Genomic DNA, 19200 nt, shown 5'->3' on the forward strand with positions numbered 1-19200 from the left:
GCGGTCGGGCGGCGGCAGGGCAGTAAACTACGCGTTTTGGAGGGTTGCCCTCCGATCAGGCACAACGCAATGAGTATTCTCGTCACCGGGGGCGCCGGGTTCATCGGATCCAATTTCGTGCTGGATTGGCTGGCGCATGGCGATGAGACGGTCGTCAATCTGGACAAGCTGACCTACGCCGGCAACCGCGCCAATCTTGGCGGCCTGGAACACGACCCGCGCCATGTCCTGGTCGTGGCGGATATCGCCGACACGCATCGGGTGACCGAGGTGCTGCACGCGCACCGTCCGCGCGCCATCGTCAATTTCGCGGCCGAGACGCACGTCGATCGCTCGATCGCGGGCGCCGGCAATTTCGTCCGGACCAACGTGGGCGGCGCCTTCGGGCTGCTGGAGGCCGCGCGCGCATTCTGGAGCGAACTGGACGGCGCCGAGCGCGATGCGTTCCGGTTTCTGCATGTCTCGACGGACGAGGTCTACGGCTCGCTGGCGCCTGCCGATCCGGGCTTTACCGAAGCCAGCCCCTACCAGCCGAACAATCCCTACGCCGCCAGCAAGGCGGGGGGCGACCATCTGGTGCGCGCCTGGGCGCAGACCTATGGATTGCCGGTGCTCATGACGCACTGCTCCAACAATTTCGGACCCCGGCAGTTTCCCGAGAAGCTGATTCCCCTGATGATCCATCACGCGCTGGCGGGCAAGCCGCTGCCCGTGTACGGCGATGGCCTGCACGCGCGGGACTGGCTGTATGTCGCCGATCATTGCGACGGCTTGCGCAGGGTGCTCGAAGATGGCCGGCCCGGCCAGACCTACAACCTGGGCGCGCGAAATGAGCGCACCACGCTGGAGGTCGTCACGGCGGTTTGCGCCTTGCTGGACACCTTGCGGCCGCGGGCCGATGGCGGCGCGTACCGGGACCTCATCGCGCTGGTCGCCGACAGGCCTGGCCATGACCGCCGCTACGCCATCGATGCGGGCAAGGCGCGGCAGGAACTGGGCTGGCAGCCGGCCGAAACGTTTGCGTCGGGCCTGGAGAAGACGGTGCGGTGGTATCTGGATCACCCGCAATGGCTGCTGAAGGCGGCAAGCCGCTCCCATGCGTCCGAGGGGGGTGCGCGATGACGGCAACGGGCGCGCGCAAGGGCATCATCCTGGCAGGCGGTTCGGGAACGCGGCTGCATCCCGCGACCCTCGCGGTGAGCAAGCAGCTCATGCCCGTCTACGACAAGCCCATGATCTATTACCCGCTGTCCACGCTGATGCTGGCCGGCATACGCGAGATCCTGGTCATCTCGACACCCGAGGACCTGCCGCGCTTTCAGCAGTTGCTGGGCGATGGCGGGCAGTGGGGGCTGTCGCTGCAATACGCGGTGCAGCCGGCGCCCGAAGGCCTGGCGCAGGCGTTTCTCATCGGGGCGGACTTCATCGGACAGTCGCCGTGCGCGCTGGTGCTGGGCGACAACCTGTTCTACGGGCATGACTTCCCCCAACTGCTGGCCGGCGCGATGTCGCGGCACGCAGGCGCCACCATCTTTGCCTACCACGTGCAGGATCCGCAGCGCTACGGCGTGGTCGAGTTCGACGCGCAGGGCAACGCGCTGCGCATCGAGGAAAAGCCCGCCTCGCCCAAGTCGAACTACGCGGTGACCGGGCTGTATTTCTACGACAACCGGGTGATCGAGCTGGCGCGCCGCATCCGACCGTCCGCGCGCAATGAGCTGGAAATCACCGATCTGAATCAGGCGTACCTCGAACTGGGGGCGCTCAACGTCGAAATCATGGGACGGGGGCACGCCTGGCTCGACACGGGCACGCACGACAGCCTGCTCGATGCGTCGCAGTTCATTGCGACGCTCGAACGCCGGCAGGGGTTGAAGGTCGCCTGCCCGGAAGAGATTGCGTTCCGCAAGCAGTGGATAGACGCGGCGCAACTGGAAGCGCTGGCGCGGCCGCTGGTCAAGAGCGGCTATGGCCAATATCTGATGAACCTTCTTACCCGGCTGCCGCACTGATGCGCATCACACCCTTGTCCCTGCCCGATGTCCTGCGCATCGACCCCGTGAAGCATCAGGACGCGCGCGGCTATTTCGTCGAGACCTATGTTCAATCGGTCTTCGATGCGGCGGTCGGCCGTCCGGTCCATTTTCTGCAGGACAACCAGTCGCACTCGCGGCGCCATGTGCTGCGCGGCCTGCATTATCAGACGCAGCACCCGCAGGGAAAGCTGGTGCGCGTCACCGAAGGCGAGATTTTCGACGTTGCCGTGGACATGCGCGAGGGATCGCCCACGTTTGGCCAATGGACGAGCGAGATCCTGTCATCGGACAACCTTCGCCAGCTCTGGCTGCCGGAAGGCTTTGCGCACGGATTTCTGGTGCTGTCCGGCTACGCCAATGTGGTCTACAAGACGACCGCGCCGTACGCGCCGGCGCACCAGCATTGCGTGAGATGGGACGATCCGGGGCTGGCGATCCCCTGGCCGGTGCAAGGCGAGCCGATCGTGTCGGACAAAGACCGCCAAGGCCTCGCCTTGGGGCAGGCGCCCCGGATTGCGGTGGTCTGAACCGGATCAGGCCCGGCGTTTCATGCCGACCAGTCCGAGCGCCAGCGCTGTCCCGACGAGGATGACGCCCGCGCCCGCAAGGATGGGCACGGTGATGACTTCGTCCAGGAACCAGGCGCCCCAGACGACCCCGAAGATGGGGACCAGAAATGTGACGCTGACCGCGCCGGTGGGTCCGACGTTCGCGATCAGCCGGAAGAACACGATGTACGCGGCGCCGGTGCACACCACGGCGAGCAGGACCGTCGCGCCCCAGGCTTCCCAGGAGACCGGCTGCTGCGGCCAGGTGGCCAGGGCCGCTGGAAGCAGGACCAGCGCGGCCGACACCATGCTGCCCGTCGCGCTGGTCAGCGGATCCACGCCCGTCAGAAAGCGCTTGGTCCAGTTGGCGGCAATGCCGTAGAAGACGGGCGCAGAAATGGCGGCAAGCACGGCAAAGCCGGTTCCGCCGGACTGGAAGTCGAGCTTGTCCCAGACCAGCACCACGATGCCGGACATGCCGATCAGCAGCCCCAGCGAGCGGGTCCAGGGCAGCCGGTCTTTCAGCCACAACCAGCCGATGACGGCGCCCCACACCGGCGTCACGGCGTTGGCGACCGACAGGAAGCCCGCGCCCAACGACTGGGCGGCGTAGGCGTAAAGCAGGAAGGGCAAAGCCGCGTTCAGCGTGCCGACCACGAGAATGGCTTTCCAGCGGCGCGCAATAAGCGGCAGCTTGTTGCGCCAGATCGCGGCGGGCAGCAGGAACAGCGCGGCCAGTCCCACGCGCAGCTCGATCAGGGCCACCGGCCCGAATTCCGGCACGGCAACGCGCATGAAAAGAAATGAGCCTCCCCAGACGGCGGCAAGAATCATCAGGTCCAGCAGATCGCGGCGTTGCATGTTGAGCTCTGAATCAACCTTGACCGCGGCTCGTGACCAGGTTTCGCATCTTTACCCGGTGCGCCAGCAGCGCGCAGGTCAGGGACAGCACAATACACAGGACCAGCCCGGTGCGCACGCCGGAAAGCACCGTGCTGTGCGAAATCAGAATGCCGACCACGGCAGTGCCCAATGCGCTGCCGATGGCGCGCGTCGTCTGCACCAGCGCCGAGGCCACGCCCACGTCGCGCCGCTCGCTCAGCATCTGCATGAAGAGGGTCAGGTTGGGCAGCAAAAAGCCCAGCGCGCAGCCGTTGACGAAGAACGCGGACAGGATCCACCACGCCGACGTGCCCGGCGAAATCAGCAGCACCATCAGCGACCCGGCCGCCAGCAGACCGCCGCCAAACACCATCAGCCGCTGCGGCTCGGTCTGTTTGGGGAACATGCGGCCGTTGATGATGCTGCCGACCGAGATCGCGGCCACCAGCGGGGTGAGCAGCAGGCCCGCCTGGCTGGGCGTGTAGCCCAGCACCTGCTGCAACAGCAGCGGGCTGTAGAAAATCAGGATGAACATCACCGCGCCCACCATCATCGCGGCCGCGTTCAAGAGGCGCGGCTCGCGGCCGGACAGGACGCGAAGCGGAAAGATCGGTGACTTCACGCGGCGTTCGGTCGGAATCAGGATGGCGATGGCGGCGGCGCCGACCAGCGCCAGCGTCAGGCCGAGCACCGGGTGCGCGTGTTCGCCGCTGGCAAATGCAAGTTCCAGCGCGGCCAGCGGCGCGCCCACCGCCAATACGAGCAGAATGGCGCCCAGCCAGTCGATCTTGCGGCTGCCGTCGTGGATGGGCCGGATGCGCGGAAAATAGCGCGCCAAGAGGAAGAAGGCCGCGGCGGCCGCGATGGGCGTAATAAAGAACGCCGCGCGCCACCCTAGCGCTTGCGTGGCCGCGCCGCCCAGCACCGGGCCGATGCCGCTAGCCATGGCGAAGGCAGCGGATACCAGCGCCATCCATCTGACGCGCTGCTTGGCATCGGGAAACAAGTCCGCCGGCGCGGCGAATGCCGTGGCGATCATCATGCCCCCGCCCACCCCCTGCAGGGTGCGGAAAACGATCAGTTGGGTCATGGACTGCGCCAGGCCACAGGCGATGGAGCCCAGCGCGATGATCAGCACAGACACCAGCATCAACGGCTTGCGGCCGAACATGTCGCCCAGCCGGCCAAAGATCAGGATGGAAGCCGCGGTGGCCAGCAGATAGCCCGTGCCGACCCACGCGTATAGCGCCATGCCGTTCAGCGCCTCGGCCACGCGCGGCAGGGTGGTGCTGATGATGGTGGAATCCAGGGCGGCGAGCACCACGGTTGCCGAAACGCCCGCCATCGCCATCAGCAGGTCCCGTCGTGAGCGTGTGGGATCAGTGGCTGGCTGCGGTGGCGTCGGCGGCGGATTCATGCCGCCAAGGATATCACCGGCACCCTAGGGTTATCACTTGTAAAACGTGTGGTATCCCCAGAAAACAGCGATGACGAGCACGACCAGCATCCATGACCAGCGGGAATTGGAGAGACCCCGCGCCTCGGGTTCGGGAGGCGGGGGAGGGGGCGCCATCCGCGGCTGTGCCGCCATGTGGTCGATGAAGGACGCGAAGAATTTCTCGATGATCTTCTCGCCGGCCTTCAAGAGGACGCCTTCCCCGCACTCGCCCAGCTTGCCGCCGGCCATGCCGGCGACCGTGTAGGCCACGCGGGTGCCCTGGTCCTTGGTGGCCAGGTTGATCTGCGCCGTGCCGATCGCCAGGCAGGCGGCGCGTCCCTTGCCTTCGAACACCAGCGTGCAGCTGTCGGGGGCGTTCATGTCGGAGAGCAGGATCTCGCCTTCGTAGTCGGTGTCGATGCCGGCGATCTTGGCGCGCAGCGTGACCGCATATTCGGTGGGGCTACGCATCGCGACTTCGACACACCCGGGAATGCACTTCTGTAACACTCGCGGGTCAGTCAACGCATCCCATGTCTGGTGCTGCGTCGAAGGAATCCATTGGGCATCGGCAATGCGCATGGTTGTCTCCCTGTTCCAACAGTGTCGTGAATCCATTGTGGACCGGTCCGGAGAAAATAGCCATGAATTGGCGGCACCTTCTCCCACTGAAGGATAGTGAGACTTACTATTATTTGTTGAGTCGGGATGAGGGAAAAAGGCCGAAGATCCGCATAGAACGGCGTTTTCCGCATGTTATGATGTTCAGTTGCGCTAAAACTTAGTATGCGCACTTTGCGCCTTCAGTTTGATTTTGTTCAATTTGAATGGTTTGCAAAGATATTGTTGCCAATATTTTACTGGCTGTAATGCGCGCTGAAGAATTTCAAGGCGTCGCGCCAGCCGCATATTGGGCCCCATATTTTGCTTGATGAATCAGCCGCCGAAACGGCGCTCAGCGGATTTGTCGGCGACCAGTATCGCGATTATTTCCAATAACTTTATGTCCGCCCCGCGTCTGTTTGAAGCGGGGCGTTCAAGCGGGATAGGTAGTGTGAATCCTCATCAGGCACAGCGTGTATCTCCGGCTGCGATGTTCGACAGCATCTGGAGCAATCGAAAGCTCGCCGTTCAAATGTGCAAGCGGGAAGTCCTGGGCCGCTATCGCGGCTCAATTTTTGGGCTGGCGTGGTCGTTCTTTACGCCGCTCTTGATGTTGACGGTCTATACGTTTTTCTTCACGGTCGTCTTCAAGGCGCGCTGGGGCGTCAGCCAGGAAGCCAGCCACGCGAATTTTGCGGTCGTGCTGTTTGTCGGCTTGATCGTGCACGGGCTGTTTTCCGAGTGCATCAGCCGCGCGCCCGGCCTGATCCAGAGCAATGTGACCTACGTGAAGAAGGTCGTCTTTCCGCTCGAGATCTTTCCCTGGGTGGCGATGGGGGCGGCGCTGTTCCATGCGGCCATCAGCGTGTGCGTCCTGTTGATTGCACAACTGGTGCTCAGCGGCTCCATCAGCTGGACGGCCATATTCTTCCCGATCGTGCTGATTCCGCTGCTGATGGTGACCATGGGATTCGCATGGTTTCTTTCCGCCACGGGCGTGTATGTGCGCGACATCGGCCAGACGATCGGTCTCTTGATGTCCGTGCTGCTGTTTGTGTCCCCGGTGTTCTATCCGATTTCCAATCTGCCGCCCAAGGTGCAGATGATCGTGATGTTGAATCCGCTGACCTTGATTATTGAAGAATCCCGGAATGTGCTGCTTTACGGCAAATTGCCGAACTGGGGCGCGCTGGGTATTTATGCGGCTATTGCCATGGTGATTGCGTGGGCAGGTTTTTGGTGGTTCCAGAAGGCGCGCAAGGGGTTTGCTGATGTCCTCTGATAGCAATGTCATTCGCGTAGATCGCCTCAGCAAGTGCTATCAGATCTACGATCGGCCGCACGACCGGTTGAAGCAGTTTGTCGCGCCCCGGGTGCGCAATATGCTTGGACGCCCGCCGGTCAATTATTTCCGGGAATTCTGGGCGCTGCGCGACGTGTCCTTCAACGTCGGCCGCGGCGAGACCGTCGGCATCATCGGCCGTAACGGCTCGGGCAAGTCCACGCTGCTGCAGATGATCTGCGGCACGCTGATGCCCACTTCCGGCACCGTCGAGACGCATGGCCGCGTTGCCGCCCTGCTGGAGCTGGGCGCGGGGTTCAACCCCGAGTTCACCGGCCGCGAAAACGTGTTCCTGAACGCAATGGTGCTGGGCCTCTCGCAAAGCGAAGTCGAGCAGCGTTTCGATGAAATTGCGGCGTTTGCCGATATTGGCCAGTTTATCGAGCAGCCGGTCAAGCATTATTCAAGCGGCATGTATGCCCGCTTGGCGTTTGCCGTGGCGATCAACGTGGATCCCGACATTCTGGTCGTTGACGAGGCGCTGGCGGTGGGCGACGAGCCTTTCCAGCGCAAGTGTTTCGCCCGGATTGACGCGATCAAGAATCGCGGCGCGACGATTTTGTTTGTGTCGCATTCGGGCGCGGCCATCATCAACCTGTGCGACCGCGCCATTTTGCTCAATGCCGGCGAGCGCCTGTTCACGGGCATCCCGAAACGCGCTGTTTATTTTGGCCAGAAGCTGGGTAATACCACCGGCGACAAGGCAATTGAACTGATCGCGGAAATCCGCCGCATCGATGCCGAGGGCGAGAGCGCGGCCAGTGCGGCTGAGCCGGAAACCGAAGAAAAGAAGGCGGCGGCCAGCGAGACCCCCACGGGCGGACTTGAGCCGTTCTTTGACGCGAGCTTCGTGCCGGACACGTTGTCCTATGACGAGGTGGGCGCCAAGCTGGGATCGCCCATGCTGCAGACGCTGGGCGGCGCGCAGGTCAATCACATCCTGCGCGGCCATCGCTACAAACTGAAGTGCAGCGTTCAGTTCACCGAAGACTGCCCGGCGGTCCGGTTCTACGCGCTGATCCGAACCACGTCCGGCATCGACCTGGCGGGCTGCGCCCATCCCATTCTGGATGAGCACGGCATCGACTTCACGGCCGGCACGTCGTTCGATCTGGAATTCGAATTCGAATGCTCGCTTAATCCGGCAACGTATTTTTGCACCTTCGCGGCCCAGGGCGAAGACGGTTCGTTGCATCATCGTATCGTCGACGCGATCGTCTTCCGCGTGATGGCGGACGAGCCGCGGCCCGCGACTGGCCTTTTCGACATCGGATTCCAACCCAGGATCTTGCTGGATGCGGTCTCTGAATAAATGATGGCGACCGGCAAGATAGAGAACTGAAATGCATAATCTTCCGACCGATTACAAAGAACATAAAGGGATGCTGTTTCCGGAAACGGACGGCAGCATTCCCGAATTCACCTACACCGATGGCGCCGAGTTCGAGCAGCAGATCGAACGCATCATCGCGCAGGCCCAGGATCGCTCGCTGTTTTCGCGCGAGCTGGTCGGCGCCGTCTGGGACTGGCGTTCGGCCTGTCACCTGTCGCCGGTCCGCGCGAACATCCTGCGGCCGCTTGAAAAGCTCTGCCGCGGACGCGTGCTGGAACTGGGCTCGGGCTGCGGCATCATCACGCGATACCTGGGCGAGCTGGGCGGCGACGTCGTTGCCCTGGAGGCTTCGGCCCACCGCGCCTCGATCACGCGCCAGCGCACCGCCGACTTGCAGAACGTCACGGTGGTTTGCGACCGCATCGAAGACTTCAACGCCGAAAAGAAATTCGACGTTGTGACGATGATCGGCGTATTGCAGTACGCCCGCCTCTTTTCCCATTGCGGCGACCGCGCCGAGCTGGATCTGCTTGCCAATGCCGCGCGTCAGCTCAATGACGACGGCGTGCTGGTCATTGCCATCCAGAACAAATTGGGCCTCAAATATTTCTCGGGCTTTCCAGAGCCCAACGTGGACGTGCCCTATTACGGCGTCGAAGGGCAGTACGGACCGGAGACCATCATCCGGTTCGGACTGGACGAGCTGAAGGGCATTCTGGGCTCCGTCGGATTGAGCGCGCAGGAAGTGTTGTTCCCGCTGCCGGACTATCACATGCCGGTGTCGCTCTTGACCTCGAAGGGTCTGGATCCGAAGGGCCCGTTTGCCGCCCGGCCGCTCCTGACCGGCACGGTCGGCCGCGATCGCGCCCGTCCCGATTGGATCGTTCCTTCCTTCTCGCTGGAGCAGGCCTGGAATTCGATTCACGAAAATGGCCTGGCCGAAGACCTGGCAAACTCGTTCCTGATCATTGCCGGAAAGTCGGAGAAGGCGGTGGCGGCGTTGCGCGAGGCGCAGGATCTTGCCTGGCACTACAGCGTTGAACGGCATCCCGCGTTTGCCACCGCAAAGCGCTTTTATCTGGAAGGCGGCGAAGTCCGCACGGCACGGGATCACGTGACCCAGCAGCCGGCGCCGCAGGTGCCGGTCACCCATTCGATCGACGATGGTCCGTATCTGAACGGCAATCTCTGGTGGCTGGGCCTGGTGAAGGTGCTGAATACACCGGGCTGGTCCGCCACCGACGTGTGCAATTGGGCGCGTCCCTGGATCGACGCGATCTGCCGCGAGGCGGATCTGGGACCTGCCGTGTCGCTGTCGCTGGACAAGGCGGTGCCCGGGGCCTTGTTCGACTGGACTCCGTTGAACTGCATGGAAGTCGCGCCCGGCGAGCTGGCATTCTTCGACAAGGAATGGAAGCTGGAATCGGACCTGACGCTGTCCTACGTCATTTTGCGTGGTCTGTTCGGCAGCCTGGCCAGCGTGTCCAGCTGCGCCCCGCCGGCCGAAGGCACGCCGCTGGAGATCCTGGAACTGCTGCGCGAAGCGCTGCGGATGCAGAGCATCGGCATCACTGACGACCACGTCGAGAAGTACATTGCGCAGGAATCCAGCGTGCAGCATTGGATCAACGGCGGCGTTGAAGGCCGTATCGGCGCGCCGTGGGTCACCTACGTCAAGTCCGCCAAGCTGCTGGTGCGCATCGACGGCCGGCACATGCGGTCGCTGCTCGAGGACGCCAAGGCGCATGACGCGAACCAGCAACTGGTGATCCAGACGCAGGCTGCGGAGATCGCGGCCATGCGCACCACGCTGGAACAATATCAAAGCAGGGCGCTTGCGGAGGCCGGCTCGCGTTGGCGGCGCGCGTATCGGGCGCTGTTCGGAAGGTCGAACTGATGTCTGCCTGAGCGGTGTGAGGTTTCCGGGGGCGACGACAGTAGCGCATGGTTGCGTTGTCGCGATGACGAGAATGATTTAAATCCCATGTAGTACCAGGCGGACAGGACACACATGAAAAGCATGCATGGATGGCGTTCGCACCGGGCCTGGTTCGACACAAGAGGATTGGCGGGCACACCATGAGAGTTTTGCAAGTTAACGGATATCAGTCGCCGGGGCGTCGCTTCAATGGGTTATCCCTGAAGCCTCACCTCGAGGCGCTGGGGGTCTCCTCAAAGCATTTCGTTTGGGAACAGGACCGTCAGGAAGAAGACGTCGTGAGCCTGCACGGCAAGCTGGCGCGCAAGGTCAACCGGCTTACGCGCGGCGTGGAAAAGGTGCTGTCGCTGCAGTCGCAGCTGTATTCCAACGGCATGCACATGCGCCGCATGGATGCATTCCGCGAGGCGGACCTCGTCCATTACCACATCATCCATTCGGGCTTCCTGAGCATGCAGTCGCTGCCCGCGATGACGGCCGCGAAGCCCTCCTTGTGGACGCTGCATGATCCGTGGGCGATGACCGGCCACTGCATCCACCCGTTTTCGTGCCAGCGCTGGAAAACAGGCTGCGGCCAGTGTCCCGACCTGAAGACCGATTTTGCAATTCAGCACGATACGACGGCGCTGAACTTCCGGCTCAAGCGTTCGGCTTACCGCCGTTCGAACTTCGAGATCCTGGTGGCCTCGAGCTGGATGGAAAACATGGTGCGGCAATCGCCCCTGCTGGAAGGCGTGCCCGTCCACAAGGTGCCGTTTGGCCTGGACCTGGATTTCTTCAAGCCGGCCGATCAGGCCGCGGCCAAGGCCCGCCTGGGCATCGAGCCCGATCGACTGGTCTTGTGCTTTCGCTCCGTGGTCAACGACTTCAAGGGCCTGCAGTATGTGATCGAGGCGCTGGACCGCCTGCAGACGCAGGTGCCCATCTGCCTGTTGACGCTGAATGACAAGGGCCGGGTCGACAAGTTCAAGGAAAGGTTTCAGGTTGTCGAACTAGGCTGGACGAATGACGATGGCGTGATGCAGGACGTCTATAGTGCGACTGACCTGTTCCTGATGCCTTCGCTGGCGGATTCGTTCGGGTTGATGGCCGTCGAGGCCATGGCGTGCGGAAAGCCCACGATCTGCTTCGAAGGCACCGCCTTGCCCGAGGTCGTGTTCACGCCGGAAGCGGGCCTGGCCGTGCCGTCGCGCGATGCCGCGGCGCTGGCGGCGGCGATGGAGCGCCTGATCAGCGACCCGCAAGAACGGCTGGCACGAGGCGCAAGATCCCGCCAATTGGCGGAGCAGCACTACGACATACGCCTGCAGGCGCAGCGTATGGTGGACGTTTATGAACGTGTGATCCAGGGAAGGCAGTCGGGAAAATGACCACGGCGGATACGTTGACCACCGGGATTGCGCATCCAAAATCCGACGCGGTCCCTGGAAAGCAGAGAGCGGCCTGGGCGGACTTGTGCCGCGTGGTGGCCATCTATGGCGTGCTGCTGATCCACTCTTGCGGCGCGGCGTTCTACGCCTTCGGCAAGAGTCCGTTGCCCGACTGGTTGTCGGCCAATGCGCTGGATTCCGCCGTGCGCGTGGCGGTGCCGCTCTTTGTGATGATCTCCGGCGCGATGCTGTTGCGCCCGGGCCTGCCGGTGGCCTCGACGGCAAGCATCCTGCGCCGGGTTTTGAAGGTGTTCATCCCGCTGGTCTTCTGGAGCGCCGCGTACCTGTACCGCAATAACGCGTTGGGTGGTTTCGGGGTCAACCTGTTTTCGATATTTACCGAACCGGCGATGTACCACCTGTGGTTCGTGTACATGATCGTCGGGCTGTACATCCTGCTGCCGTTCCTGCAGGCAATCTATGAAGTGCTGCGAAGCCGCCCGTCGCTGGGCGTCTATTTCTTTGTGGTCTGGTTTGCCGTCACTTGCGTGCCGCTGTATTGGCCGCTGCCGGTGCTACGGATCATGCAGCTCACCAGCTTCCTGGGTTATGGCGGTCTGTTCGTGCTGGGCGGCCTGCTGGCGACCATCGACCGCAAGGCCATTCCCCGCTGGACGTGCATCGCCGTCTACGCCATCTGCTCGGCCATCACGTTTTATCTGACCTGGCGCTTCAGCGAAAAAGCCGGCGTGGCGGTCGAGCGCGCCTACGTGTATTTCACGCCCAACGTCATCATCGCGTCGATCGCCGCGTTTCTTGCGTTCATGACATTCGACCTGTCCGCGCGGTCGGCGGCGATTGCAAAATGGATGAGCGACCGCGCCTTCATCATATTTTTCGTGCACGTGGTCGTTCTGGAGCATGTGCGCTACAGCAACACGATCCGCATCGCGTCCGAGCATCTGCCCGTTTTCCTTGTGATTCTGTTGATTTCCTTGAGCACCTTTTTCATCAGCGGCCTCATTGCGGCCGCGATTCGTCTGATTCCGGGAGCCAGCCGTGTTGCCGGATAACGTTTCAAGCACCATGGACCAACCGAACTCGCGCAAGGGCAGGATTCTTCTGTTCAGCTATGCCTTCCCGCCCATGCAGGTGCAGATGACGGCCGCGGTCTACAAGCCGATGGCCGCGCTGGCCCGGTCCGGCTACGACGTCGACGTCGTGTGCGCGGATTCCTTCTGCGCCGAATTGCCGCTGGACCATAGCCTGTTGCCGTTCGCCGAAAAGACCTTCGGCAAGATCGATCGTCTGCGGCCCGCGAAGGGCCTGATGACGCTCCTGCGTTCGTCCATCCGCAAGCTGGATCGTGTGCCGGACCTGATGACCGTGCTGCGGGAATCCGCGTACAGCAAGCTCATGGACACGGACTTGAGCCAGTACGACGCCGTGATGACGTGGTCGCCGTTTCATTCGATCAACGCGGTGATGACGCGCGTGAAGAAGGCGCGGCCCAATGTGAAGTGGCTGGCGCAGTTCAGCGATCCGTGGGCCGGCAACCCGCTGGAGGTCAGCGGGCTGACCAAGATGTGGAACGCCCGGCACGAGCCGCGCGCAGTTGCTGCGGCGGACTTCATCGTGCACAGCTCGCGGTACTCGCTGGATCTGATGATGCAGGGGCAGCCCGAATCCGTGCGCCGCCGCACCGACGTGATTCCCCATGCCTTCGACGAAGCCTTGTTCCCGCAGCGCCCCAAGGCCAGGAACGATCGCATCGTCATGCGCTACGTGGGCGTGCTGTATGGCCGCCGGTCGCCCGAACCGCTGTTCCAGGCGCTGGTGCGCCTCTTTCAGCGGCGGCCGGACCTGCGTGGTGTGCTCTGCGTCGAACTGATCGGCCTGGTGCCGCCCGAGATGCTGGCCAGCGATGCGGCCAAGAGCCTGCCGGAAGGCACCGTGCGCGCCGTCGGCAACGTGTCGTTCGTGGAATCGCTTGAGCAGATGTACGACGCGGACATCCTGCTGCTCATCGAAGCCAATGTGCGCCAGAACCTGTTCCTGCCCAGCAAGCTGTCCGATTACATCGGCGCGGATACCCCGATCGTGGGCCTGACACCGCCGGGCGGTTCCGAAGACGCGATGAAGCAGCTGGGATGCTGGCACGCCCGCCCGTCCGACGTCCAAGAGATCGAAAAGGCGGTTGAAGGCGCCGTGGATCACGTCCTGCGCAAGGACGGGGCCGATTGGTGTGATCAGGGCTACCGCGATACATTCAGCGGCAGACGGATCGCCCAGCGCTTCGGCGAGATCCTGGAGGGGCTCTGACGCTGGCTTGCCCGCACGGCAACGCCCATTTCCACCTATCCATGCCCATAAGCTGCTTCCCATCATGGCTGTAGAAGTCGTCCTTTACGCGCCCAACGTGCACACCGGCGGCGGCTTTGTGCTGCTGCAGGCGCTGCTGGGCGCGTGGCCGGCGGGCGCGCCGCTGCGTCTTTTCCTGGATGCGCGAGTCCAGCAGCGCCTGGAGATTCCCGCGGGCGCCGCCGTGTATTGGGTCGCGCCGACGGCGCTGGCCCGCCTCAAGGGTGAATTTGCCGCACGGCGGGCGGCGGGGCCGCAATCCATTCTTTTCTGCTTTCACGGCCTGCCTCCCGTTCTGCCGTCGCGCGCGCGGGTCGTCGTGTTCCTGCAGAACCGGAATTACCTGCGCGGTGTGCGGCTGTCGCAGTTCCCGTTGCCCACGCGGCTGCGCCTGCTGTTCGAACGAACCATCGGACGGTGCTTCCGTCATCGCGTCTCGGAATACGTGGTCCAGACGCCGACCATGCGCCGCGAGGTGCTCGATTGGCTTGGCTCGGCGACGCGCCTGCCGCCCGTCCGGGTCGCGCCCTTCGTGGCCGACATTACCGACGGCACGCCGGTGGAGCAGTCGGACCGCCCGCGCCAGTGGGATTTCGTTTATGTGGCCGACGGCGTGGCGCACAAGAATCATCGGCGCCTGATCGAGGCGTGGCGGCTGCTGGCCGAAGACGGTTTGTATCCGTCCCTCGTCCTTACGCTGGGCGCCCGGGACCAGGTATTGGCGCGGGAGCTCCTGGACGTCGCGGCCCGTCATGGGCTGCGAGTGGAAAATCAGGGTGAACTGACGCGGGAAGGCGTGGCGGCGTTGTATGCGCAGGCCGGCGCGCTGGTGTTTCCGTCGTTCGGCGAATCGTTTGGCCTGCCGTTGATCGAGGCGACCAAGGCCGGGCTGCAGATCGTCGCGTCGGAGCTGGATTACGTGCGCGACGTGTGCGTCCCGGTCCAGACATTCGACCCGGCCTCGGCCACGTCCATCGCACGCGCGGTGCGGCGCCAGCTTTCCGCGCCCGGCCCGGTCGTGGAACCCGAGACGCCCGGCCAGTTCTGGGCCAGGCTGCGCGCCGATTCCTCAGCAGCGAGCGCGACGTGAGAATCCTGATCGTCAGCCAGTATTTCTGGCCGGAGCAGTTCTTCATCAATGACTTCGTCCGCGCGTTGACGGCGCAGGGACACGTGGTCGAGGTGCTGACCGGCAAGCCCAACTATCCGGACGGCAAGGTATTCGATGGCCATGCCGAGCAGGGTTTTACGAGCGAGCAGTGGGACGATGGCACACTGATTCACCGGGTGCCGCTGCGCGCGCGCCGCGCCGGCGGCGGCAAGAATCTGGTGCTCAATTACCTGTCGTTTGTCGTCAACGGCTTGCGCCACGGCGTGCGGGCCGTTGGGAACAAGGATTTTGATGTCGTGCTGGCGGTCGCATTTTCGCCGATCACGTCGGTAATTCCCGCGATTTACCTGAAATGGCGCAAGAAATTGCCTTTGGCGATCTGGATTCAGGACCTCTGGCCCGAAAGCCTGAGCGCAACCGGATTCGTGCGAAATCGCGGCATTCTTGCCGGCGTGGGCCTGATGGTGCGGGCGATATATGGTGCCGCATCCCTCCTTCTGGTGCAGTCCGAGGCCTTCCGCGCGCCGGTGGCCCGGCTGTCGTCGGCCCGCAAGATCGTCTACTACGGCAATTCCAGCCCCGATCCGCAGACCGCCACCCGCAGCCCCTGCACGCTGCCGCCCGACCTGCTGGCCACGCTGGACAGCAGTTTCTGCGTCGTCTTTGCGGGTAATCTTGGCACTGCGCAGTCGCTGCACACCATTCTGGCCGCGGCGCGCAAGCTGAAGGGACAGAGCACCTGCAAGATCGTGCTGGTGGGCAGCGGCAGCATGCTCGGCCGGATCCGCGACGAAGTCGAACGCGACGGCCTGTCCAACGTTGTACTGGCCGGCCGCTATCCCAGCGACCAGATGCCGCATATCTTTGACAGGGCGGGGGCGCTGCTGGTCACGCTGAACCGGGACGCCATTCTGGCGCAGACGATACCCAGCAAGGTGCAGGCCTATCTGGCCGCCGGCCGGCCGATCATCGGCGCGTTGGACGGCGCGGGGGCGGAAGTGATCCGAAGCGCGGGCGCCGGGCTGGTATGCGCCGCCGAGGACGCCGACGGGCTGGCCGATTGCATTGTCCGCCTGCACGCCATGGATCAGAACGAGCGCGATGCGCTTGCCGCCGCCGGGCGCCGGTTCTATCTTGAGCACTACGAGATAACCCGGCAGGTGGACCGATTAGTGAGTATTCTTTCCGAGAAACTGGATTTGAAAGAGAAGGTTTAGCATGAAAATTTTGGTTCTAGGAGTCACGGGCATGCTGGGCAGCGCGGTGTTTGCGCGCTTCAGCGAAGACCCGGCATTCGAGACGTGGGGCACGCTGCGCGGCGCGGCGGGACTGCGTTATTTTGACGAGCGCTTTCGCAAGAACCTGCTGACCGGCGTCGATGTGCTGGATAACGATTCCCTGGTGTCGGTGATCGGCCGGGTCAAGCCGGACGTGGTCATCAACTGTATTGGTCTGATCAAGCAGTTGGCCGATGCCAAGGATCCGCTGGCGGCGCTGCCCGTGAACGCCATGCTGCCGCACCGCCTGTCGCGCCTGTGCGCGCTGGCCTCGGCCCGCCTGATCCACGTCAGCACCGACTGCGTGTTTGACGGAAGCAAAGGCATGTACCTGGAATCGGATCCTTCCGATGCCGAAGATCTCTACGGCAAGTCCAAGTACATCGGTGAGGTGACCTCCGACGCCAACGCCATCACGCTGCGCACGTCCATCATCGGCCACGAACTGGGCAGCAATGTCGCACTGGTCGATTGGTTCCTGTCGCAGACGGGTTCCGTCAAGGGATTCACGCGCGCGGTGTTCTCGGGCTTGCCGACCACCGAGCTGGCGCGGGTGATGAAGGATTTTGTGATTCCGCATCCCGAGCTGCATGGCCTCTACCATTGCGCGGTCGCGCCGATCGACAAGTATTCGCTCCTCAAGCTCGTGGCAGAGGTGTACGGAAAGAGCATCGACATCGTTGCCGATGATCGCTTGAAGATCGATCGGTCACTGGACGCCACCCGCCTGCTGCAGGCGACGGGTTATGTGCCGCCCGCGTGGCCAGAATTGATTCAAGAAATGCACGCGCATCGCCTGGTTCCCTAACGGATTAATGGTTAATTTATGTTCGACAATAAAGTTCTCATGATTACCGGCGGCACCGGTTCTTTCGGACACACGGTGCTCAAGCGTTTTCTCTCCACCGATGTGCGGGAGATCCGCGTCTTCAGCCGCGACGAAAAGAAGCAAGAGGACATGCGCATTGCCTTGGCCGACGACAAGGTCAAGTTCCATATCGGCGACGTGCGCGACTACGACAGCATTTCGCAGGCGATGATCGGCGTGGACTACGTGTTTCACGCGGCGGCGCTCAAGCAGGTGCCGTCCTGCGAGTTCTATCCGATGGAAGCGGTCAAGACCAACGTGATCGGCACGGAAAACGTCCTGAACGCGGCGATTGCCGCCGGCGTGCAGCGCGTGGTCGTGCTGAGCACCGACAAGGCGGTGTATCCGATCAACGCCATGGGCATCTCGAAGGCAATGGCCGAGAAGCTGGTGGTCGCCAAGTCGCGCGTCGCCGTCAATCGCGGTCCCGTGATCTGCGCGACGCGCTATGGCAACGTCATGGCGTCGCGCGGTTCGGTGATTCCGCTTTTCATCAGCCAGTTGAAGACCGGCGAACCGCTGACCGTGACGGATCCCAACATGACGCGATTCCTGATGTCGCTTGAGGATTCGGTGGATCTGGTGCTGCATGCGTTCGAGCATGCGCAGCAGGGCGACATCTTCGTACAGAAGGCCCCGGCTTCCACCGTCGCCGACCTGGCGGTCGCGCTGAAGGAACTGATCGGCGGCGAAAGCCCGCTCAAGGTGATCGGCACGCGGCATGGCGAAAAGCTGTACGAGTCGCTGATCTCGCGCGAGGAAATGGCCAAGGCCGAGGACATGGGCCGCTATTACCGCATTCCCGCAGATAACCGCGATCTGAACTACAAGAAGTATTTCGTCGAAGGCGAAACCGAGATTTCCGAGTTGGACGATTACACGTCCCACAACACGGAACGTTTGAATGTTGAAGGTGTGAAGAAGTTGCTGTTGAATCTGGAATACATCCGGGGGCAGATCGATGCTTAAGGTCATGACGCTGGTAGGCACGCGCCCCGAGCTCATCAAGATGAGCCGCGTCATTGCCGAACTCGATGCCCAGGTCAATCATGTGCTGGTGCACTCTGGCCAGAATTACGATTACGAACTGAACCAGGTTTTCTTTGACGACCTGCAGATCCGCAAGCCGGATTATTTCCTGGGGGCGGCGGGCGATACCGCGGCCAAGACGATCGGCGACGTCATCATCAAGTCCGATGAGATCTTCGAGCAGGAAAAGCCCGACGCCTTGCTGCTGTATGGCGACACGAACACCTGCCTGGCGGTGATCGCCGCCAAGCGCCGCAAGATTCCGGTGTTCCACATGGAAGCGGGCAATCGCTGCTTCGATCAGCGCGTGCCCGAAGAGCTGAATCGCAAGGTGCTCGATCACCTGAGCGATATCAACATGGTCCTGACGGAGCATGCGCGCCGCTACCTGATCGCCGAGGGCATCCGTCCCGAGACGATCATCAAGACCGGCTCGCACATGCAGGAAGTCCTTGGCTATTACATGGACGACATCCTGAAGTCGGATGTGCTGACCCGCGAAGGCCTGACCGAAGACAAGTATTTCGTGGTCAGCGTGCACCGCGAAGAGAACGTGGACACGCCGCAGAACCTGCGCGACCTGCTCGATACGCTGCGCAACCTGGCGGACACCTACGGGCATACCATCATCGTGTCGACCCATCCGCGCACCCGCAAGCGCCTGGAGGCGTTGGGCGACGCGCTGGATCATCCGCTGATCCGCTTCATGAAGCCGTTCGGCCTGCTCGACTACATCAAGCTGCAGATGGGCGCATTCTGCGTGCTGTCCGACAGCGGTACGATCACCGAAGAGGCGTCGCTGCTGAATCTGCCGGCGATCACGCTGCGCAATGCGCACGAGCGCCCCGAAGGCATGGACGAAGGCACGCTGATCATGAGCGGCCTGAAGGCTGAGCGGGTTGCCGACGCGGTGCGCGTGGTCACCAGCCAGCACCGTCGCGGCGAACGCGTGATTCCCGTGGTCAAGGATTACGAAGGCGGCCCGGTGTCCAAGCAGGTCGTGCGCGCGGTGTTGAGCTATACGGACTACGTGAATCGGACTGTGTGGTCGAAGTCCTGAACC

17 protein-coding genes are annotated in these 19200 nt (G+C 62.9%); 14 read left to right on the forward strand and 3 right to left on the reverse strand.

Annotation, left to right across the window (positions count from 1 at the left end; all coding sequences use genetic code 11):
• Window positions 1–69: 69 nt before the first annotated feature.
• The 3 genes from rfbB to rfbC are packed head-to-tail and all read left to right on the forward strand — an operon-like array spanning window position 70 to window position 2563.
• Window positions 70–1122: a dTDP-glucose 4,6-dehydratase gene (gene rfbB / locus ASD71_RS25610; protein ID WP_056571145.1), complete on the forward strand. Its 1053-nt coding sequence runs from the start codon at window positions 70–72 to the stop codon at window positions 1120–1122.
• Window positions 1119–2012 (forward strand): glucose-1-phosphate thymidylyltransferase RfbA, encoded by an 894-nt coding sequence (gene rfbA / locus ASD71_RS25615; protein ID WP_056571147.1) that lies wholly within the window; start codon window positions 1119–1121, stop codon window positions 2010–2012. Before rfbB ends, rfbA begins: the two co-directional genes overlap by 4 nt.
• The gene (gene rfbC, locus ASD71_RS25620) at window positions 2012–2563 is read left to right on the forward strand and encodes a dTDP-4-dehydrorhamnose 3,5-epimerase (RefSeq protein WP_056571149.1); all 552 of its coding nucleotides are present in this window, start codon (window positions 2012–2014) and stop codon (window positions 2561–2563) included. Before rfbA ends, rfbC begins: the two co-directional genes overlap by 1 nt.
• Before the next feature lie 6 nt (window positions 2564–2569).
• Here rfbC and ASD71_RS25625 read toward each other — a convergent pair whose 3' ends face one another.
• The 3 genes from ASD71_RS25625 to ASD71_RS25635 form a co-directional block, all read right to left on the reverse strand.
• Window positions 2570–3445 carry a DMT family transporter gene (locus ASD71_RS25625; protein WP_056571151.1) on the reverse strand — a complete coding sequence of 292 codons (876 nt, stop codon included), beginning with the start codon at window positions 3443–3445 and terminating at the stop codon, window positions 2570–2572.
• 13 nt (window positions 3446–3458) lie between these two features.
• Complete coding sequence (locus ASD71_RS25630; protein ID WP_056571153.1) at window positions 3459–4817, reverse strand: MFS transporter; 1359 nt, start codon at window positions 4815–4817, stop codon at window positions 3459–3461.
• Window positions 4818–4916: 99 nt separating this feature from the next.
• Window positions 4917–5486, reverse strand: a complete 570-nt coding sequence (locus tag ASD71_RS25635; protein ID WP_056571155.1) for a carbon monoxide dehydrogenase subunit G — start codon at window positions 5484–5486, stop codon at window positions 4917–4919.
• Between the two features lie 511 nt (window positions 5487–5997).
• Here ASD71_RS25635 and ASD71_RS25640 point away from each other — a divergent pair.
• From ASD71_RS25640 to wecB, 11 genes are all read left to right on the forward strand, one after another.
• Complete coding sequence (locus tag ASD71_RS25640; RefSeq protein WP_056571157.1) at window positions 5998–6789, forward strand: ABC transporter permease; 792 nt, start codon at window positions 5998–6000, stop codon at window positions 6787–6789.
• Window positions 6790–6889: 100 nt separating this feature from the next.
• Window positions 6890–8161 carry an ABC transporter ATP-binding protein gene (locus ASD71_RS25645; RefSeq protein ID WP_369819007.1) on the forward strand — a complete coding sequence of 424 codons (1272 nt, stop codon included), beginning with the start codon at window positions 6890–6892 and terminating at the stop codon, window positions 8159–8161.
• Window positions 8162–8231: 70 nt separating this feature from the next.
• Window positions 8232–10079: a bifunctional 2-polyprenyl-6-hydroxyphenol methylase/3-demethylubiquinol 3-O-methyltransferase UbiG gene (locus ASD71_RS25650; RefSeq protein ID WP_056571159.1), complete on the forward strand. Its 1848-nt coding sequence runs from the start codon at window positions 8232–8234 to the stop codon at window positions 10077–10079.
• Between the two features lie 320 nt (window positions 10080–10399).
• Window positions 10400–11491: a glycosyltransferase family 4 protein gene (locus ASD71_RS25655; RefSeq protein WP_056571161.1), complete on the forward strand. Its 1092-nt coding sequence runs from the start codon at window positions 10400–10402 to the stop codon at window positions 11489–11491.
• Window positions 11488–12564 (forward strand): acyltransferase, encoded by a 1077-nt coding sequence (locus ASD71_RS25660; protein ID WP_082579059.1) that lies wholly within the window; start codon window positions 11488–11490, stop codon window positions 12562–12564. The genes ASD71_RS25655 and ASD71_RS25660 overlap by 4 nt, the downstream gene beginning before the upstream one ends.
• 13 nt (window positions 12565–12577) lie before the next feature.
• Entirely contained in the window at window positions 12578–13813 is a 1236-nt protein-coding gene (locus ASD71_RS25665) for a hypothetical protein (RefSeq protein WP_056571165.1), read from the forward strand.
• Between the two features lie 64 nt (window positions 13814–13877).
• A complete protein-coding gene (locus ASD71_RS25670; RefSeq protein WP_056571167.1) occupies window positions 13878–14942 on the forward strand; it encodes a glycosyltransferase in 1065 nt (354 codons plus the stop codon).
• The gene (locus ASD71_RS25675) at window positions 14939–16180 is read left to right on the forward strand and encodes a glycosyltransferase family 4 protein (protein ID WP_056571169.1); all 1242 of its coding nucleotides are present in this window, start codon (window positions 14939–14941) and stop codon (window positions 16178–16180) included. Before ASD71_RS25670 ends, ASD71_RS25675 begins: the two co-directional genes overlap by 4 nt.
• Before the next feature lies 1 nt (window position 16181).
• Window positions 16182–17048 (forward strand): SDR family oxidoreductase, encoded by an 867-nt coding sequence (locus tag ASD71_RS25680; RefSeq protein WP_056571171.1) that lies wholly within the window; start codon window positions 16182–16184, stop codon window positions 17046–17048.
• Between the two features lie 18 nt (window positions 17049–17066).
• The gene (locus ASD71_RS25685; RefSeq protein ID WP_056571174.1) at window positions 17067–18077 is read left to right on the forward strand and encodes a polysaccharide biosynthesis protein; all 1011 of its coding nucleotides are present in this window, start codon (window positions 17067–17069) and stop codon (window positions 18075–18077) included.
• Complete coding sequence (wecB, locus tag ASD71_RS25690) at window positions 18070–19197, forward strand: non-hydrolyzing UDP-N-acetylglucosamine 2-epimerase (protein WP_056571176.1); 1128 nt, start codon at window positions 18070–18072, stop codon at window positions 19195–19197. Before ASD71_RS25685 ends, wecB begins: the two co-directional genes overlap by 8 nt.
• The last annotated feature ends 3 nt before the right edge of the window (window positions 19198–19200 follow it).

The sequence above is a fragment of the Achromobacter sp. Root565 genome (assembly GCF_001427425.1).
Lineage (GTDB): Bacteria > Pseudomonadota > Gammaproteobacteria > Burkholderiales > Burkholderiaceae_B > Achromobacter > Achromobacter spanius_D.

Bases quoted from the DNA above. Each gene is read 5' to 3' on its own strand.
- rfbA (WP_056571147.1), top strand. From the start codon at position 1,119: ATGACGGCAACGGGCGCGCGCAAGGGCATCATCCTGGCAGGCGGTTCG.
- ASD71_RS25650 (WP_056571159.1), top strand. From the start codon at position 8,232: ATGCTGTTTCCGGAAACGGACGGCAGCATTCCCGAATTCACCTACACC.
- ASD71_RS25635 (WP_056571155.1), bottom strand. From the start codon at position 5,486: ATGCGCATTGCCGATGCCCAATGGATTCCTTCGACGCAGCACCAGACA.
- ASD71_RS25670 (WP_056571167.1), top strand. From the start codon at position 13,878: ATGGCTGTAGAAGTCGTCCTTTACGCGCCCAACGTGCACACCGGCGGC.
- rfbC (WP_056571149.1), top strand. From the start codon at position 2,012: ATGCGCATCACACCCTTGTCCCTGCCCGATGTCCTGCGCATCGACCCC.
- ASD71_RS25625 (WP_056571151.1), bottom strand. From the start codon at position 3,445: ATGCAACGCCGCGATCTGCTGGACCTGATGATTCTTGCCGCCGTCTGG.
- wecB (WP_056571176.1), top strand. From the start codon at position 18,070: ATGCTTAAGGTCATGACGCTGGTAGGCACGCGCCCCGAGCTCATCAAG.
- ASD71_RS25660 (WP_082579059.1), top strand. From the start codon at position 11,488: ATGACCACGGCGGATACGTTGACCACCGGGATTGCGCATCCAAAATCC.
- ASD71_RS25640 (WP_056571157.1), top strand. From the start codon at position 5,998: ATGTTCGACAGCATCTGGAGCAATCGAAAGCTCGCCGTTCAAATGTGC.
- ASD71_RS25685 (WP_056571174.1), top strand. From the start codon at position 17,067: ATGTTCGACAATAAAGTTCTCATGATTACCGGCGGCACCGGTTCTTTC.
- ASD71_RS25630 (WP_056571153.1), bottom strand. From the start codon at position 4,817: ATGGCGATGGCGGGCGTTTCGGCAACCGTGGTGCTCGCCGCCCTGGAT.
- ASD71_RS25680 (WP_056571171.1), top strand. From the start codon at position 16,182: ATGAAAATTTTGGTTCTAGGAGTCACGGGCATGCTGGGCAGCGCGGTG.
- ASD71_RS25665 (WP_056571165.1), top strand. From the start codon at position 12,578: ATGGACCAACCGAACTCGCGCAAGGGCAGGATTCTTCTGTTCAGCTAT.
- rfbB (WP_056571145.1), top strand. From the start codon at position 70: ATGAGTATTCTCGTCACCGGGGGCGCCGGGTTCATCGGATCCAATTTC.
- ASD71_RS25645 (WP_369819007.1), top strand. From the start codon at position 6,890: ATGCTTGGACGCCCGCCGGTCAATTATTTCCGGGAATTCTGGGCGCTG.